Annotated in this window: 13 protein-coding genes and 3 pseudogenes; 8 read left to right on the forward strand and 8 right to left on the reverse strand. The window is 68.6% G+C overall.

Features of this window, described 5'->3' with window-relative positions; all coding sequences use genetic code 11:
- Positions 1-384 precede the first annotated feature (384 nt).
- From ACWBNA_RS26375 to ACWBNA_RS26390, 4 genes are all read right to left on the reverse strand, one after another.
- The gene (locus ACWBNA_RS26375) at positions 385-1,011 is read right to left on the reverse strand and encodes a CGNR zinc finger domain-containing protein (protein ID WP_482706997.1); all 627 of its coding nucleotides are present in this window, start codon (positions 1,009-1,011) and stop codon (positions 385-387) included.
- Between the two features lie 131 nt (positions 1,012-1,142).
- On the reverse strand, positions 1,143-1,931 hold the full coding sequence (locus ACWBNA_RS26380) for an enoyl-CoA hydratase/isomerase family protein (RefSeq protein WP_482706998.1): 789 nt from the start codon (positions 1,929-1,931) through the stop codon (positions 1,143-1,145).
- Positions 1,932-2,000: 69 nt separating this feature from the next.
- A complete protein-coding gene (locus ACWBNA_RS26385; protein ID WP_482706999.1) occupies positions 2,001-3,221 on the reverse strand; it encodes an alpha/beta fold hydrolase in 1,221 nt (406 codons plus the stop codon).
- Positions 3,218-3,940 carry a flavin reductase family protein gene (locus ACWBNA_RS26390; RefSeq protein WP_482707000.1) on the reverse strand — a complete coding sequence of 241 codons (723 nt, stop codon included), beginning with the start codon at positions 3,938-3,940 and terminating at the stop codon, positions 3,218-3,220. Before ACWBNA_RS26390 ends, ACWBNA_RS26385 begins: the two co-directional genes overlap by 4 nt.
- A gap of 304 nt (positions 3,941-4,244) precedes the next feature.
- On the opposite strand from ACWBNA_RS26390, the gene ACWBNA_RS26395 reads away from it, so the two are divergent.
- The 3 genes from ACWBNA_RS26395 to ACWBNA_RS26405 all read left to right on the forward strand — a co-directional run bounded on the left by ACWBNA_RS26395 (position 4,245) and on the right by ACWBNA_RS26405 (position 7,129).
- The gene (locus ACWBNA_RS26395) at positions 4,245-5,111 is read left to right on the forward strand and encodes an alpha/beta hydrolase (protein ID WP_482707001.1); all 867 of its coding nucleotides are present in this window, start codon (positions 4,245-4,247) and stop codon (positions 5,109-5,111) included.
- On the forward strand, positions 5,104-6,000 hold the full coding sequence (locus ACWBNA_RS26400; protein WP_482707002.1) for an alpha/beta hydrolase: 897 nt from the start codon (positions 5,104-5,106) through the stop codon (positions 5,998-6,000). The genes ACWBNA_RS26395 and ACWBNA_RS26400 overlap by 8 nt, the downstream gene beginning before the upstream one ends.
- A gap of 277 nt (positions 6,001-6,277) precedes the next feature.
- Positions 6,278-7,129, forward strand: a complete 852-nt coding sequence (locus tag ACWBNA_RS26405; protein WP_482707003.1) for an MBL fold metallo-hydrolase — start codon at positions 6,278-6,280, stop codon at positions 7,127-7,129.
- A gap of 281 nt (positions 7,130-7,410) precedes the next feature.
- On the opposite strand, the gene ACWBNA_RS26410 is transcribed toward ACWBNA_RS26405, so the two are convergent.
- Positions 7,411-7,839 carry a hypothetical protein gene (locus tag ACWBNA_RS26410; RefSeq protein WP_482707004.1) on the reverse strand — a complete coding sequence of 143 codons (429 nt, stop codon included), beginning with the start codon at positions 7,837-7,839 and terminating at the stop codon, positions 7,411-7,413.
- A 63-nt stretch (positions 7,840-7,902) separates the two neighbouring features.
- Positions 7,903-8,196, reverse strand: a complete 294-nt coding sequence (locus ACWBNA_RS26415; protein WP_482707081.1) for a hypothetical protein — start codon at positions 8,194-8,196, stop codon at positions 7,903-7,905.
- Positions 8,197-8,406: 210 nt separating this feature from the next.
- On the opposite strand from ACWBNA_RS26415, the pseudogene ACWBNA_RS26420 reads away from it, so the two are divergent.
- From ACWBNA_RS26420 to ACWBNA_RS26435, 4 genes and pseudogenes are all read left to right on the forward strand, one after another.
- Positions 8,407-8,673, forward strand: a pseudogene (locus ACWBNA_RS26420) (ISAs1 family transposase); the annotation flags it as partial.
- Between the two features lie 470 nt (positions 8,674-9,143).
- On the forward strand, positions 9,144-10,862 hold the full coding sequence (locus tag ACWBNA_RS26425) for a cellulase family glycosylhydrolase (protein WP_482707005.1): 1,719 nt from the start codon (positions 9,144-9,146) through the stop codon (positions 10,860-10,862).
- Positions 10,863-11,197: 335 nt separating this feature from the next.
- Positions 11,198-12,123, forward strand: a pseudogene (locus ACWBNA_RS26430) (hydrolase); the annotation flags it as partial.
- Between the two features lie 298 nt (positions 12,124-12,421).
- Positions 12,422-13,273: a YihY/virulence factor BrkB family protein gene (locus ACWBNA_RS26435; RefSeq protein ID WP_482707006.1), complete on the forward strand. Its 852-nt coding sequence runs from the start codon at positions 12,422-12,424 to the stop codon at positions 13,271-13,273.
- A gap of 80 nt (positions 13,274-13,353) precedes the next feature.
- On the opposite strand, the pseudogene ACWBNA_RS26440 reads toward ACWBNA_RS26435, so the two are convergent.
- Positions 13,354-13,584 (reverse strand): annotated as a pseudogene (locus ACWBNA_RS26440) (amino acid transporter); the annotation flags it as partial.
- Positions 13,585-14,617: 1,033 nt separating this feature from the next.
- Between ACWBNA_RS26440 and ACWBNA_RS26445 the strand changes: the two are divergent.
- On the forward strand, positions 14,618-15,853 hold the full coding sequence (locus ACWBNA_RS26445; protein ID WP_482707075.1) for a PP2C family protein-serine/threonine phosphatase: 1,236 nt from the start codon (positions 14,618-14,620) through the stop codon (positions 15,851-15,853).
- Between the two features lie 81 nt (positions 15,854-15,934).
- Here ACWBNA_RS26445 and ACWBNA_RS26450 read toward each other — a convergent pair whose 3' ends face one another.
- Entirely contained in the window at positions 15,935-16,102 is a 168-nt protein-coding gene (locus ACWBNA_RS26450; protein WP_167551660.1) for a hypothetical protein, read from the reverse strand.
- Positions 16,103-16,120: the final 18 nt, after the last annotated feature.

The following is a 16,120-nucleotide window of genomic DNA, read 5'->3' on the forward strand; positions in this document are numbered from 1 at the left end:
CGGAATTCCGGCAGGAGAGGGGCTAGTTGACGTAGGAGAGGCCAGGGCGGCGAAGGCCGCCTGCGGAGCCCGCCCCGCGATCGGCGACGCCCGCGTTCGGTGCGAGGCCGCACGGCGCGCAAGCGGGAGACGGCCTGCGTGACGAAGCAGCAGCCGGCGAGCACCCCGCGAACTGCGCCGGGCAGATCACACCGTACGGCGAGGTTGCCCAGCGTGCCGCGGCAGGAGGCGTCAGCCATGCTTCGGGTCGTTTGCCTCGGCTGCTGCCGGACGGACGGTGGCGGGACGTCGCCGTCCCGCCGGACTGACTCGGACTCTGTGCCTGAGCATCTTCGGCAGCGCCCGCACCGCGCGCGACGGCATCCGCTTGCGGTTGCCGTCGCATCACCGCGCCGAGGAGAGCCCGCGTTCCTTCAGACGGGCCCGATAGGCCCGTACGTTCTGGGTGTTCCCACAGGTGGTGACGTCGTGCCAAAGACGCGAGCAGTTCTTGGAGCGGTCGTAGAACGCACCGCGACAGCGCGGGTTCGCACACACCTTCAATCGCCGCATCGTGTCGGCATAGGTGGCGGCGGCCAGTTGGATCATGACGTACGAGCGGAGAAGTTCGACACCCTTGCCGCGCGCCTGTAGCCGCGCGCCTCCGGCGTCCAGCTTCACGGCTGCCGTCGTCTCGATCGACGGTGCGGCGACGGCGGCGGCAGGTTCGTCGGCATGCCCGGTGGCCAGCGCGGCACGGAGGTCGTCGCGCAGCGATCGGAGGCGCCCGAGGCCCCGTGCATCGAGGGGACTGGGAGCGGAAGGAGCACTGGAGTCGATACTGCTCAGCGTTGCGAGGGAGGACCTGAGCCATTGCTCCGCCGTATCGACGGACTCCAGGAGGTCAGGCTGACGTGGCTTGCCCAGACTCGCTGTGTTCAAGAGGTCCTGTACGAATCCCAGCCCGCCTGGGGCGTTGTGTTCGACTTCCTCGTAGCGAGCCGAGGCCGGCCATTGGACCGCCGCACTCATCGTGTCCTCCTGGTGCCGTCAGGGTGCTTGCATCGCCTCTGTAAGAGCCTATCGCTTTCACCTGTGACCTATGGCCAGACCGCACGAGCGGGGCCGCCGGCACGACGGCCCCGCGAGGCGACCTATTCCCCCTATTCCCCGGTGAAGTCGACAGTGGGCCGGGGCTGTCCGGCCTTGTAGGCCGCCACAGCCGACGCAAGAGCGACGGTCACGTCCTTGGACTCGAACAAGGGGATGGCGATGTCGAACATCGAGTCGTCGGCGGCGTTCACGCCACCGGCTTCCCACATCCGCAGCAGCGCCTTGTGCGCGGCGTGCGCCCGGGTGGGCCCTGCGGCAACCTTGCGGGCGAACGCCCGGGCGGCTTCGAGGACTTCGACATCGGGCAGAACGTGATTGACGACTCCGGCCTGCGCCATGGTGGCAGCGGGCACCTGTTCCGAGGTCAGTGCCCATTCGTAGGCCCTGGCACGGCCCGCACGAGCAGCCGATCGGTAGATGCCGCCAAGCAGGGTGACGATGCCCAGCGTCTGCTCGGGGTGCCCGAACCGGGCTCCCTCGCCGGCGAAGATCACGTCGGAGCGCAGCGCGAGTTCGAAGCCCCCGCCGAAACACAGGCCGTTCACCGCTGCGATCACTGGCACGGGAATCTGCTCGAAGCGGTTGAAGGCGAACATGTACCGCTCGAACAGCATCCGCAGTTGTCGCACGTCGAGGTCGGGCCACGTGACGATGTCCCCGCCGAAGCAGAAGTCAGGCCCTTCGGCCCGCAGAAGGATCGCCCGCGCCCCCGATGACTCCGCCTTCTCGACCGCGGCGAGCAGTTCCTCGGCCATCTGTTCGTCGATACGGTTCTGCGGCGGGTTGTCCAGGACGATCTCGGCGACGTGGTCGTTGATGTCGAACCCAAGATGGCTCATCGGTCTTCCATTTCTTTCCTGCAGGCACGGTCGCTGATGGTGGCCGCGCGGGACAGACGGGGAACTGGGCTACGCGCCCTGAGCGGGCTGCGGGTCGCCCGCATAGAAGTGATCGGGCGGGACGATGCCGACCAGCCGGTCGCGGACGGTGGCGGAGAACCGCAGGACTGCTCCGAGCGGACGATGGTGGATCGCCGCCCGGACGACATCGCCCTCTGCGTTCTTCTCCAGAAGCGTGACGCCGCAGAACTCCACTCCGCCGAACGCCGTCGCCTTCCACTGCAGGTAGGTCGTGGTCGCGTCGGAGGCCTCGGCCGTGAACTCCAGCGACTCGTAAATCGTGCTCGCGGCCGCGAGAGCGGAGGCGACGAGCGCCCGACCGGCGATCGGCCGGGCAAGAATGCTGGCCTCCAGCACGACGTCCTCGGCGAAGCCCTGGGCGAAGGTGTTCTCGGAATGCTCCGAGAAGCCGCTGCGCCAGCCCGAAGCCGCATCGCCGGCATTCAGGTTCTGGAGGAAGCCGAGGACCTCGCGGGCCAGGGCGTGGGGGTGCTCCACGTGCAGCCAGTGCCCGCCGCCGGGAACCGTCGCCTGACGGGCAGCAGGGAAACGAGGCGCGATGGCGCCGGTGACGACTTCCTCGGTGACGAAGCCGTCGCTGTCGCCGCGGACGATGAGGACGGGGCCGGAGTACGCGCTCTGTTCCGGTGCCTCCTCGACACCGTTGTTCCAGATGTCGACGTACCGTGCGGCCACGGGCGGGGCAACCAGCAGGCCGCTGCGGCCCAGCGCGTCCAGTGCCTCCTTGTCGAGCGCCGGCGAGAGCTGGGTGCGAACGGCACGCTGGGCCTCCGCGTTCCCGCCGAGTGCCCGGAACGGCACGACGGCTTCCTCGGGCAGACGGGTGCCCCCGAGCGGGACCGGCGTGAGCAGAACCAGTCCGGCGACGCGCCCGGGCCGGGCGGCGGCCGCGAGTTCGGCGACCTGGGAGCCCATGCTCTGGCCCACCACAACGACGGGGCCCTTGATCTCGTCGACGACGGATGCGACCTCGTCGGCGAACAGGGCCAGACTCAGCTTCTCCGTGTCCTCGGCACAGGACGCACGGGTCCCGGAACCCGGAAGATCGATACCCACCGTCGCCACGGCACCCTTCAAGGCTTCGACGAAACCGTCCCAGACCGTGGCATCGTCCAGGAAGCCGTGGACGAGCAGCAGTGTCGGCGCCTGCGGGAGCACCTCGCCAACGCCGGTACCGGCCGGGTCGGTGTGCCCAAAGTCTCTGGTCATTTCGGTTCCGTCCTCGTTGATCCGGAAGGCGACCATTCCGCCGTGTCGATGGGTGAGAAGTCCGTCGGACGTTCATCGAGCCGCGCGCTGCGCGTCACGCGCAGACGCTCGACGAGCTCCTCGGGCAGGGGGGTGGTGAAGATGTTGTTGACGAGCGAGTACTCGGCGGCCAGACGCCCAACGGCCCCCAGGGCACCGATGTCGATGCGCCCGCCGGGCAGGTAGAGGTCGTCGCGCACGTGGAAGCGCTCCACGCGCCCCCAGACCACGTGGTCCGGCATCGGGGGCATGGGGATGATCCGATCGACCACGCACTCCATGGAAACAGGGGCGTCGGCGATCCGGGGCGCCGCGACGACCTCGCACTCGCCCTTCTCCAGGCCGAGTGCCTCGAATTCGTCGACCTCCGGGTCGAACTCGAAGGCGGAGCGGTGCACCTCGTCGGCATGGCCGATCGACGCCATGTTCACCACGAACTCACCGGTGTCCCGGATGTTGACGAACGTGTCCTTCAGGGTGACCTCGTCGGAGCGGGGCTGAAGGGAGATCGACACGATCGGGGGAAGGCGGCCGACGACGGTGAAGAAGGACACCGGGGCCACGTTGCCGATGCCCGCGGTCGACCGGGTGCTGACCCAGGCGATCGCGCGCGGCAGCACGCTGCCGATGAGAAGTTTGTAGCTCGACCTGGCGTCGAGCGATGCCGTATCGATGATCATTTGCACTCTCCGTTGAACGCCTCATCCGAAGGGCTGCCGGTCTCGGCCTGCTCTCGGCGCCCGCGACGATGGCCGGCTCGATTCCCGGTCGGTACCGGGTGCGGATAGCCCCGGGGAAGCGCGGGGCGAGAGGGACGACCTCTGATGTGTACAGGAGCGTAACGCTTACACATGTGACAACGCCAGGTGTGCGCCACCTGAAATGCCCGCCGGGGTCCCGGAGCGGGAAGGCCGCTTCAACGGATGCGAAATGACAGAGCCATACCGTTGTCACCTGTGTACCAGACTGTTAGGGTCCGCCGCTATGAAAGCAACAACGCTTCCAGGTCTCACCGGGGAACCGGCACTGGAGATGCTCCACGCCGCACCACTGAGACCCGCGGCACCCGGAACACCCCAGTTGCTGTTCGTGCACGGTCTGGGCTATGGCGCCTGGGTCTGGACGGACTGGATGGCCGCGGCGGCCGCGGCCGGACACGACAGCTGGGCGCTCTCGCTGCGCGGCCACGGTGGCAGCGGCGGCACCGCCGCCCGCTCCGCGCTGAGCCACTACGAGGCCGACGTCGTCCGCGCCGTACGCTCGCTCCCGGGGCCCGTCGTGCTGATCGGGCACTCCATGGGCGCGCTCGTCGTCCAACGCGCGGCCGCGGCGGCGAACGCCGCCGCCATGATCCTGGTCGCTCCGCTGCCCCCACGCCCCGCGGTGCACACGATTCTGGCGGTACTGCGCCGGCAGCCGTTGGAAGTGCCGCGCTACATAGCCGGCAGGCCGATCAAGCTCGGTCCCCACATCCTCTACGCCCACCCGGACGACCCGGCGACGGCCGAGGCGAGCAAGCGCCTGACCCCCGACTCCCCGCTCGTCCAGTACCAGTTCCTCTTCCACCGGCCGACGCGTGTGCCGCCGCTGCCGGTCCTGGTAGTCGCCGCCGCGAAGGACCGGCTCGTGCCCCTCGTCTCCGTACGGGCCACTGCGCGGCGCTACGGGGCGCGACTCCGGAAAATCGCCGGCGTCGGACACACCATGATGCTCGACCCTCAATGGTCCGAGGGCTGGAAGCAGATCGAGTCCTGGCTCGCCGACGGCCCCTCGACGGCAGCCCACCCCGCCGGCCCGCCACCCACCCGGCGCGGCAGGAGTGACAGTAAGGAAAAGAGGAACCATGGTTGACAGGCGAGACGTGGCCTTCACCGCCGACGGTGGAGTGACCCTGCGCGGCTGGTACTTCGTACCCGAAGGCGAAGGCCCGCATCCGGCCATCTCCATGGCTCACGGCTACGCGGGCGTCAAGGAGCACGCCCTGGAGGGCTTCGCCCGGCGGTTCGCCGAGGCGGGCTTCGCCGTACTCCTCCACGACCACCGCACCTTCGGCGCCAGCGACGGCGAGCCACGTCAGGACGTCAATCCGTGGGTGCAGGCCGAGGACTGGCGTCGAGCGATCTCCTTCCTGGAGGCGCAGCCCGAGGTCGATCCGGACCGGCTCGGCGTCTGGGGAAGCAGTTACGCCGGCGGGCACGCCATCGTGCTCGGTGCCACCGACCGGCGCCTGAAGGCCGTCGTCGCGCAGGTCCCGAACATCAGCGGCTACCGGCAGGGGCTTCGGCGGGTGCCTCCGCATCTCGTTCCCGCCCTTGAGGAGGGGTTCGCGGAGGAGGAGCGCAGAGCTGCCCGCGGAGAACCACTCGACTACCACCAGGTCGTCAGCGCCGATCCCGCGGTCCGCGCGTCCTACTACTCCCCGGACGCGGTCGACTTCTATCTCCAGGAGCTGCCCGAGGGAATCTGGGAGAACAAGGTGACCGTGCGCTCCACCCGCATGGCGCGCATGTATGAGCCTGGGTCGTTCATCCACAGGGTGTCCCCCACGCCTTTGCTGATGATCGTTGCCAAGGACGATCACCTGACGGTGACCGACGTCGCTCTCGAGGCGTACGAGGACGCCCTCGAACCCAAGAAGCTGATCCTCATCCCCGGCGGCCACTTCGACCCGTACCGCGCCCAGTTCGAGCGCGCCGGCTCGGAAGCACTCGACTGGTTCCGGAGGTTTCTGCAGGCATAGAACGAGTGCGCCCGCGAGGGAATCGGCCGGGTCGGCATCCGGCCTGATGGATGATCAGACCAGCTCGTGGGTGACCTCCTCGTCGTTCAAGTGGCGGCAGGATCTTGGAAGCGAGCTCCCACCAGTGCCCCCGCCCGGCGAGCCAGGCACCCGGCTGGTCGGCGTCCGGACCCGGTATTCCGGACGAGCTGGAGCAGTTCACGGAAGGTGCGCCCCAACACGGCCGCCTCGACCGCGGGGCACGGGCCCCACGACGACCAAACGATAGGAGTCGGCCTTGGCCGGTAAGAAGGACCTTCGATACGCGGTCCACATCTCACCCTCGATCCCCACGGAGATCAGTGATCTGCCGCCCGGTGTGAAGCGGCGGATGTGGTCGCCCATCTCCTCGACGCTCGTCTACGGCGAGCGGGACGCGGTACTCGTCGACCCGGTCATGACGGTCCAGCAAGCCGTCGCGCTCGCCGAATGGGTGGAAGCGTACGACCGGAATCTGACGACGGTCTACGTCACCCACGGGCACGGAGATCATTGGTTCGGGCTGGCGACCCTCCTCGACCGCTTCCCGAACGCCCGAGCGGTCGCCACGCCGGCGGTCGTCGAGCACATGGCGAAGCAGATGGAGCCGAGCTTCGTCGAGAGCTTCTGGAACGCGAGGTTCCCGGGTCAGATCCCGGACCGTCTCGTGGCAGCCGACCCGATGGAGGAGGGGGTGCTCGAACTCGAGGGCCGGGAGTTGACGGTCGTGCCGCTCGGTCACACCGACACCGACGACACGACCGCCCTGCACGTCCCCTCCATCGGACTCGTGGTCGCCGGGGATGCCGCCTACAACGACGTGCACCTCTACCTCGCCGAGTCGCCGAGCGAGGGCCGCACGGCGTGGAAGGAGGCGCTCGGCGTGATTGCCGGCCTCGGAGCCGACCATGTCGTGGCGGGGCACAAGCGTCCCGGCCGGCCTGACTCCCCGGGTATCCTCGCCGAGACCCGCGCGTACATCGATGACTTCGAGGACTGTGTCGCGCGCACCGCCTCCACTGAGGAGCTCTACCAAGCGATGCTGGAGATCCACCCGGACCGGGTCAACCCGGGCGCCCTGTGGGGCTCGGCCCGTTCGGTGAAGGGCTGACGCGACACGCCCACTTCTCCCTTGTGCCATGCGTCCGGCTGACAGCCGATCACCGACCCGTCGTACGCGCAGGGCCGCGCTGTCCAGGCGGTCGGCCCTTCCGGAAGGCCCCACGACGGCAGGTCTTGCCTCCACCGGCCAGGGCGCGGCGATCAAGCAGAAGGCTTCCTCAACGAAGCAGCCCTGCAGATTCCGCCTACGCATGGTGTGGTCACTCGTGTGAAGCGTGCTCGCTCCGTTGCGGTAACGGCCCTGGGGGGAAGCCCTGAACTGTCAGTGGGTCAGCTGACCGGGAGGGCGTCGAACACCGCGTGGCGCACGCTGACGTGGGCCGATGCCGTGCAGCGGCCGATCACCGCCTGGTAGCGGTCCAGGACGTACGCCTGCCGGACCTCCTCGTATGCCGCGGCGAACGACTGGTGCCGGAAGTCGCCGCGGTGGGCGGTGAAGTAGGACCGAAGGGCGCTGTCGGGCGTGGTGACGGCCCGCGTCTCCGTGAGCCTTTCCCGGAGGTCTGCGGCGAGGTTGCTCAGGACATAGGTGAAGTAGTTCGATTCGGTGTACTGCACCGGGCCGTAGATGACCTGGTGGGCGGCGACGGCCTTTCGACGGCGGGCGTTGTCGAAGAGGACGCGGTGGATGGTGGCCGCTGCGGCGGGGGTCGCGGCGGACGCCTGAAGGGTCGCGCCCGCGGTCAGCAGACCGAGCACGGTGAGGGCTCACGGGCCCCATGACACACAGGGGGCAAGGGGTCGCAGGGTGGGGAGGGGGGATCAGGACTTCGGTGCCGGTTCGGCGATGCGGGCTTCGAGGTCGGCGACGCGCCGGTCCTGGAAGCGCAGGTTCGAGCGGGCGGCCTTGAGTCGCTCGTGGAGGCTGCGGTTGTCGGTGGTGAGCCGGCGGACGCGCTGTTTGAGGGTGGTGTTCTCTTTGGTGATCTGCTGGATGGCGCCTTCGGTCCACTCGGCTTGCAAGTCGCGTACCTGACCGAGGAGTTCGCCGATCTGAACCAACCAACCCACCGCCCACCACCAACTCGCGGCCCTGCCCTGGCGGGACATCGCCATCGCGCACACCGCCTCCACCACCGGGCACGGCAGAAGAGAGCCCCGCTCCGTCAAGACCTGCGGAATCGCGGACGGACTCGGCGGGATCGCCTTCCCCCACGCTCGCCTCGCCCTCCGTGTCCACCGCCGCCGCAAGCAGACAGGAAAGCCCGAGACACGCGAGAGCGTCTACGCCGTCACCAGCCTCGACGCCCACCAAGCCCGCCCTGTGAACTGGCCGCCGCGATTCGCGGACACTGGGGAGTGGAAAATTCCTCGCACCACATCAGGGACGTGACCTTCGCCGAGGATGACTCCACCGTCCACACCGCAACCGCGCCCCGCGCCATGGCCACCCTCCGCAACCTCGCCACAGGCACCCTGAAAACCCTCGGAGCCGACAACCTCGCCAACACCACCCGGGCGATCCGTGACGAGCCCGGCCGAGCCCTCGCCCTCCTGGGCATCAGCAACGACCCCGACACCCACGGAACTTGATCAAGCCCTGATCGGCTACGCGATGGGCGACCACTACCAGACTCCGCTGATATCCAGGCGTCACCGCACCCACTGCCCCGGACCAGGACAGAGCCCGAGCGTCTCGACGGCCCGTGGCTTGCCGGGACGTTCCGGTCCGTTGCTCGCGGGCCGGGTGCAGTGGAGGCGTGAGATCCCCCCGGCCTGACCCACTCCGCGTGAGATGCTCCGCCGGGCGACCGCCGATCCCGTCGGCGTCGGCGGCGGATGAGCAGGGAACCCCGACGAGCCTGCGCGACGCCGCGCCTGACGCCCATCGCAGGGAAGCGCTTCGACGCGAGGCCTTTCGGACTCGATGGAGTTTCCATACGGATCAGCCCATTCTCTCCGTCGCTAGGCTGCGCTAGGCTCCCGCAACGTGTCGAAGCGCTTCGACGTTGAGTTGACGCCGCCGACATGAGGGCAGGCCATTCGACTCAATGGAGAGCTCTATGCCGAGTTCAGCCGGTTTCACTCGCCGCCAGGCCATGACGACCTCCGCGGCCCTCGCCGTCGCGGCGTTGTCCACCCCATCGGCCGCCCAGGCCGCTGCCCGGTCCGCTGGTTCCGCCGCGCCGGCGTCCGCGCTGGACGTGGTCGCGGACATGCAGCCGGGCTGGAATCTGGGCAACACCTTCGAGGCCATCGGCGCCGACGAGACGGCGTGGGGCAACCCGCGGGTGACTCGGGCGTTCTTCCGCAGGCTGAAGGCGCAGGGCTTCAGGAGCATCCGGATCCCGGTGACCTGGGGCCAGCACGAGGGCCCGGCTCCGGCCTACACCCTCGACCCGATGTTCCTGGCCAGGATCAAGGAGGTGGTCGACTGGGCCTTGGCCGATGGTTTCCACGTTCTGATCAACATGCACGGTGACGCGTGGCAGTGGGTGCCGAACATGCCGACCCAGCATGACGCGGTCCTGGCCCAGTACACGGCCACCTGGCAGCAGATCGCGGCCACCTTCCGGGACGAGCCGCGCCGACTGCTTTTCGAGAGCATCAACGAGCCCTTCTTCACCGGCAGCTCCGGCGATCAGCAGAACGCCGTTCTGATGAACGAGCTCAACACGACCTTCCACTCCGTCGTGCGCGCGACCGGTGGAGGCAATGCCGACCGCCTGCTCGTCATGCCGACCCTCGGGGACACCCCGGATCAGCCCAAGATCGACACCCTGCTCGCCACCTTCGCCGCGCTCGACGACCCCAACCTCGTGGCCTCGATCCACTACTACAGCTTCTGGCCCTTCAGCGTGAACCTCGCCGGCTACACGACCTTCAACGCGGCCACCCAGCAGGACCTGACCGACACGTTCGACCTGCTGCACAGGGCCTTCGTGGCCAAGGGGATCCCGGTCGTCGTCGGTGAGTACGGGCTGCTCGGCTGGGACTCCGGCCCCGGCACGGTCGAACAGGGCGAGACGCTCAAGTACCTCGAGTATCTCGGCTACTACGCGCGCTACCGGGGCTTGACCACGATGCTGTGGGACAACGGCAGTCGCTTCAACCGCCGCACCCTGCAATGGAACGACCCGAGCCTCTATGCGCAGATACGGTCGAGCTGGACCGGGCGCTCCGGCACCGCGTCCACCGATCAGCTCTTCGTGCCCAAGGGCAGGACCCCGACGGACGCGACGATCACGCTGAACCTCAACGGCACCAGGCTGACGAGGATCGATGTCGGCACCCGCCCCCTGATCCGGGGCGTGGACTACACCGTCAGCGGCAGCACGCTGACGATCGCGGCGGCGACGCTCGGCCGGCTGACCGCGTCGCAGGAGTACGGCACGGATGCCGTCCTGTCCCTCCGGTTCACGGACGGAATTCCTTGGGCCGTCAACGTCATCACCTATGACAAGCCGGTGCTGACGAGCGCGACGGGTACGACGGCCTCGCTGGTGATACCCACCGCGTTCAACGGGGACAAGCTGGCGACCATGGAAGCCGTATATGCCGACGGCAGCCCCGCCGGTCCGCAGTCCTGGACGACGTACAAGCAGTTCAACGTGGCCTTCACGCCGGACTACACCGCGGGCACGATCACCTTGCCGACCGCGTTCTTCGGCGATGTCACCGACGGCGCCGCCGTGACCCTCACCTTCTACTTCTGGAGCGGGACGCGACTGACGTACACACTGACCAGGTCCGGCACCGCGGTCACTGGTACCTCCGCCTGAAATCGGGCCCATCGGGAAGTCGCGAGGCTGCGAGACCTTCGGTACTGGCCGGTGACGGGCGCTTCGCTGTACGTGCCCTGCGGTGTGACGGCCGATCTCCAGGGATCGGCCGTCACACCGTTCACCTCCGGCCCGGCGAGGGTGTCTGCGCGTAAGAGATCTACGTGAACCCACCGGCGCCCCTGCCGACCCCGGCGATCTCCTGTGTAGCGTCCCGGCCATGGTGAGCGGTGGGACATGCCAATGATCCGTTCACTGTTCTACGCGCGAAGAACCGGCCCCCGCGCCGGTGTTCCGTACTCCCAACTCACCTCCCCCACACGGAGGTTCACGCGATGCTCAGCCTCGGTACCGCTACCCCCCGCAGGTCCACCACCGCCCTCACCGTCCTCGGTCTGCTGACCGCGGGCGCAACCCTTCAGGCGTCCGCCGCGACCCCCGCCGCAGCGGCCACCACCCACCGCGTCCTCTTCGACAACGCCCACGCCGAGACCGCAACGCCGACTGGATCATCTCCACCAGCCAGCCCGACCCCACCGGGCAGGGCTCCTCGCCCTCCAGGGAGACCGACTGGACCGGAACGCTGTCCTCCTGGAGCGTGGCCCTCCAGAAAACCGGCGCCTACAGTCTCAAGACCTCGACCAGCGCCCTTACGTACGGCGGCTCCTCGGTCACCGACCTCTCCAACTTCGACACCCTGGTCCTGCCCGAGCCCAACACGCTGTTCACGACCGCCGAGAAGACCGCGATCATGACGTTCGTGAAAAACGGCGGCGGGCTATTCATGATCTCCGACCACACCGGCGCCGACCGCAACAACGACGGCGAGGACGCGGTCGAGATCCTCAACGACCTGATGACCAACAACAGCGTCGACTCCACCGACCCGTTCGGCTTCTCCATCGACTCGCTCAGCATCAGCTCCGACTACCCGAGCGCCATCAGCGACAGCCGCAACCCCGTGCTGCACGGCTCCTTCGGCACCGTCACCAAGAGCCTCATCGCCAGCGGCACCACGGCCACCCTCAAGCCCGCCGACAACTCCGGCGTCAAGGGCCTGCTCTACCGCACCGGTTACTCCGGCAACACCGGCGCCTTCTTCGCCACCAGCACCTTCGGCAGCGGCAAGGTCGCCTTCTGGGGCGACAGTTCGCCGATCGACGACGGTACCGGCCAGTCCGGCAACACCCTCTACGACGGCTGGAACGACACCGGCGCCACCAACGCCGCCCTCGCCCTCAACGCCACCGAGTGGCTGAGCCGGTAGGCCAAGGAGAAACGCGGCGTGTCATCGCCTCGGCGAACCGCGCACAGGTACGGAAGAGTTCCGCATTGCCCAGTTGGGCCAGCTCTTCCAGCAAGGCGGGGTCGGCAGTAATGAGGACGGACTCGAGCTGGTTGATGGCCTGCTCTGTTCACCACGCGGTGCCAAGGGGCCGTGGCCCCCGCGACCATCCCGCCTTCCCAAGCACATCGCGTAATCCGGCACGCGTGCCGGGTTCTGCCGCACGGCAGTGCTGGATGGTGGCCCGAGGACGAAGAGTGAGAGCATCCGCGTCATGGATGATGCAGACGGTCACACGGCTCGGTGGTGGGTGGCGTTGCGCCGGACGCCGGTGGCCATCTGGAACGACGACGTCACGGACTGGGCCGCTGCGCTGACCTATTACGCGGTTCTGGCCCTGTTCCCGATGCTGCTGGTGATCCTCTCGATCCTGGGTCTGACCATGCCCACGGCCAAGCCGGAGGTCATCGACCGCATGACGCAGGCGGCCCCGGCCGAATCCCGCGCTCTGCTGCGCAGCGCCCTGCGGCAGATGGTCGCAAAGCCGACGGCGGCATGGACGCTTATCTTCGTCGGAGGGGCGGGGGCCCTGTGGTCGGGATGCAGCTATCTGAGCGTCTTCCGCCGGGCGTTGTACTCCATGCATCGGATCAGCGCGGACCGGCCGGTCTGGCGTACCGCTCCGCGCATCATCGCCACGGCACTCGTCCTGAGCTCCCTGCTTCTGACGTCGACCCTCGCGTTGTTGCTCACCGGCAGCCTGGCCCGGCGTCTGGGTCAGGCTCTGAGTCTGGGTACCGGGCCCCAGGCCACCTGGGACACGCTGCGGTGGCCGGTCGTGGCCGCCGTAGCCGTCGCCTTGGTGCTCGTCCTGTACCGGTCAGGACCGGCGTCCGCCCGCCCTGTCCGGAGTATGGCGCCCGGCGGCACACTGGCGGTGGCGCTCCTGCTGACCGTCTCACTCGGATTTGCCGTCTACACCTCCCTGGTCAGCACCTATGACCGTCTGTACGGTTCACTGGCAGGCGTCGTGGTGTTCCTGGTCTGGCTGTGGCTCTCCAATCTGTCCCTCCTGACCGGCGCTCAGTTCAACGCAGAGCTGACGAAGCCTGCGCACGGGGAATGAGCCGGTCTTCTCGTACCTGCGGCTGACCGCCCGTACCCTTGGGGCCGGTTCGCTGCGTGGGCAGTGGCGGCCTCTGGCCTCGCGCGGCGCGCCGTCCGCCGCTGGACCGGCAGGGCACCGCACAAGGTCAACGCGATCAGGGCCAGGGTGGCGAGGGGAGACCACGGGCCGGCCGCGAGCGCGGCGATGCCAGGTTGGTAACCGGGCATGGAGAAGCAGTCGGCGTCGTGCAGGCACATCACGCGCCACCACCGGTGCCCCTCCTGTTCGGGGTGCGGGTCCGGCGCGGGCCCGGGCGGGCGTCCGCTCACTCAGGCCCTGTCGAGTCGGACCACCCATCGTGCATCCGGGGCGGCGGATTTGGGGTCTCGCCGAATCCGACCATCTGCCTGGCCTCAAACACAGGTCATCGGCCGAACTGTGGCTCCGAGATCTCGAGCTCACCGCCTGGCGCGTTCTGCATGCAGACCGCAGGTCGGACGCATCGGCTGGGCGGAGAGCCTTCCTCGACGCCTGGACCAGCGTCTGAACGACTGCTCCTCCAGGCAGCCGCGCAAGGGCATGCGGCGCCCGAGTCGGCTCGCGGCGCGCACCCCGGCCTCGTACCCCAACTGCTCCGGTTCGGTGTTGCAGCACCTTGCGAGCAACCCTGGTCGCCGACGAACTGCGACACGTACGGTGAGGTGGCCGAGCCCGGGACAACGCCTGATGTGACCGAGTTCAGGAAGTGCCCGGCCGAGGTGGGCCGCCCGGACGCACCTCGACGGAGCAGTGCCGCGCAGCCATTGCTGCGCGGCACTGCTCCTGTGCACCACAGGTCCTGTCGGCGCCCGGCACAAGAGCGGACCCCCTTGTTCGACCGTAAGGACGGCCTGCACGGGCCGCGGCAGTCACCGGACACGGCGTGCACCATCCCTCGGGCAAGGCTGCGAGGTCAGGCCGGGTTGATGTTCTCGGCCTGCGGGTCCTTCTGGCTCTGGGAGATGTCGAAAGGTGGGAGCCAGAACGGCCTACCGTTCGGGCCCTCACTACTGTTTGTCATCTTCGGTGCTGGCGTGGCATGAACTCTGGTAGGCCGGATGACTGCGAGGTCCAGGCGTTTCACACGGCGACGGTGGCCGGGCTGTTCGACGAACAGCCGGCCGACAGGTGCATCCGTTCAGAGGCTCTGTGGTGCAATAGCATCTGCCGGGCACCGGGCTTGGCGCCAGCCCCTCGCATCCTCGGGCTGGAGCCCTGAGCAGCAGCGAGGAGCGAGGAGCCACCGTGACCGTGCGCGGGCCTGACGGGGACGGTGGGCCGACCAGTCGTACTCCCGCGAACGGGGGTGGCCGGGGCAGGGCGATAACCCTGGCGGAGACTCTGGGCGCAGCGGAGTCCGCGGCGCCTGTGGAGTCGCTCGACGTGGTCGCGGGCATGCTCAAGGAGCGCCTCGGGGCCGCGTCGGTGTCGTTCCTCATCACCGACTTCACCGGTGGCTCGGTCGTACGGCTGGGGGCGGCGGGCAGCATCGATACCGATGAACCCGCCCGGCGCATCACGCTGCGAGGCACCCTGTACGACGACGTGATCCGCACCCAGCGGCCGAGCGTGGAGGACAAGGGCGAGGGCGCGCTGGTGCGGATCGTCGCCCCGGTGACCAACCGCGGGGACGCCATCGGGCTCCTCGAACTCTTCCTGCCCGCGGCGCCGGACGCGGAGGTGATGCGGGAGATCGGTGAGACCGCGCACGCCCTGGCATACATCGTCATCGCGAACCGGTCCTACACCGACGTGTACCAGTGGGGCCGTCGTACCGTCCCGCTGAGCCTCGCTGCCGAAATCCAGCACCGGCTGCTCCCGGCGTCGCTGGCGTGTGAGGCGGCGCAGTTCGCGGTGGCCGGGGCACTGGAGCCCGCCGACCACGTCGGGGGCGACACCTTCGACTACGTGATCGACCGGGATACAGTCCAGCTCTCCGTCACGGACGCCATGGGTCACGATGTCGACGCCGCGCTGCTGGCCACCCTCCTGGTGGGCGCCCTTCGCCGGGCACGGCGGGCCGGCGCCGACCTTGCCGAACAGGCCCGACAGGCCGACCAGGCCATGCGTGAACACGGCCGCCAGAGCTACGTCACCGGCCAGCTCCTGCGCATCAGCCTGACCGACGGCAGGACCGAGTTCATCAACGCCGGCCACCCCTGGCCGCTACGCATGCGAAACGGCCAGGTGCGGGAGATCACTCCGAAGATCGATATGCCGTTCGGCTTCCAGGTCCCCCACACCTACCGGGTCCAGTCGCTGGACCTGCAGCCGGGCGACCGGCTGGTGATGCTGACCGACGGCATGCTGGAGCGCAACGCCAACAGCCTCGATCTGTCCGACCTGATCGTGGGTACCCGCGCGCTTCATCCCCGCGAGGCCGCCCGCACCCTCATCGCGGCGATCGTCGACGCCAACCACGGCCACCTGCAGGACGACGCGACCGTCATGTGCCTGGACTGGCACGGCGTCGGCCACTCCGAGCGGGACGCCGACACCGGCGCCGACCTCTCCGACGCCTCCGCCCCGTCGCGGACGGGGCGGACCACTCCTGGGTGAGGACTCGACGACTGCTCCGACAACCCGCTACGTCCGGTCCCCGGGCGGGCAGCCGTGGGGACGCTTGCCCGGCTGACCGCGTCACCGGGGGAGGCGCCTGCGGCGGCGGCCCAGGCGTAGGCCGAGGAGGACGAGGTCGGCGACCAGAACCACCACGCCGATGACCAACAGGTAGAACAGGCCCTTCGCCACCACACCGATGATGCCGAGCACGATGGCCACAATGAGCAGCAGGAGGAAGAGAGCCATTGGTGTCACCTCATGGTG

The organism is Streptomyces sp. Q2 (assembly GCF_056820935.1).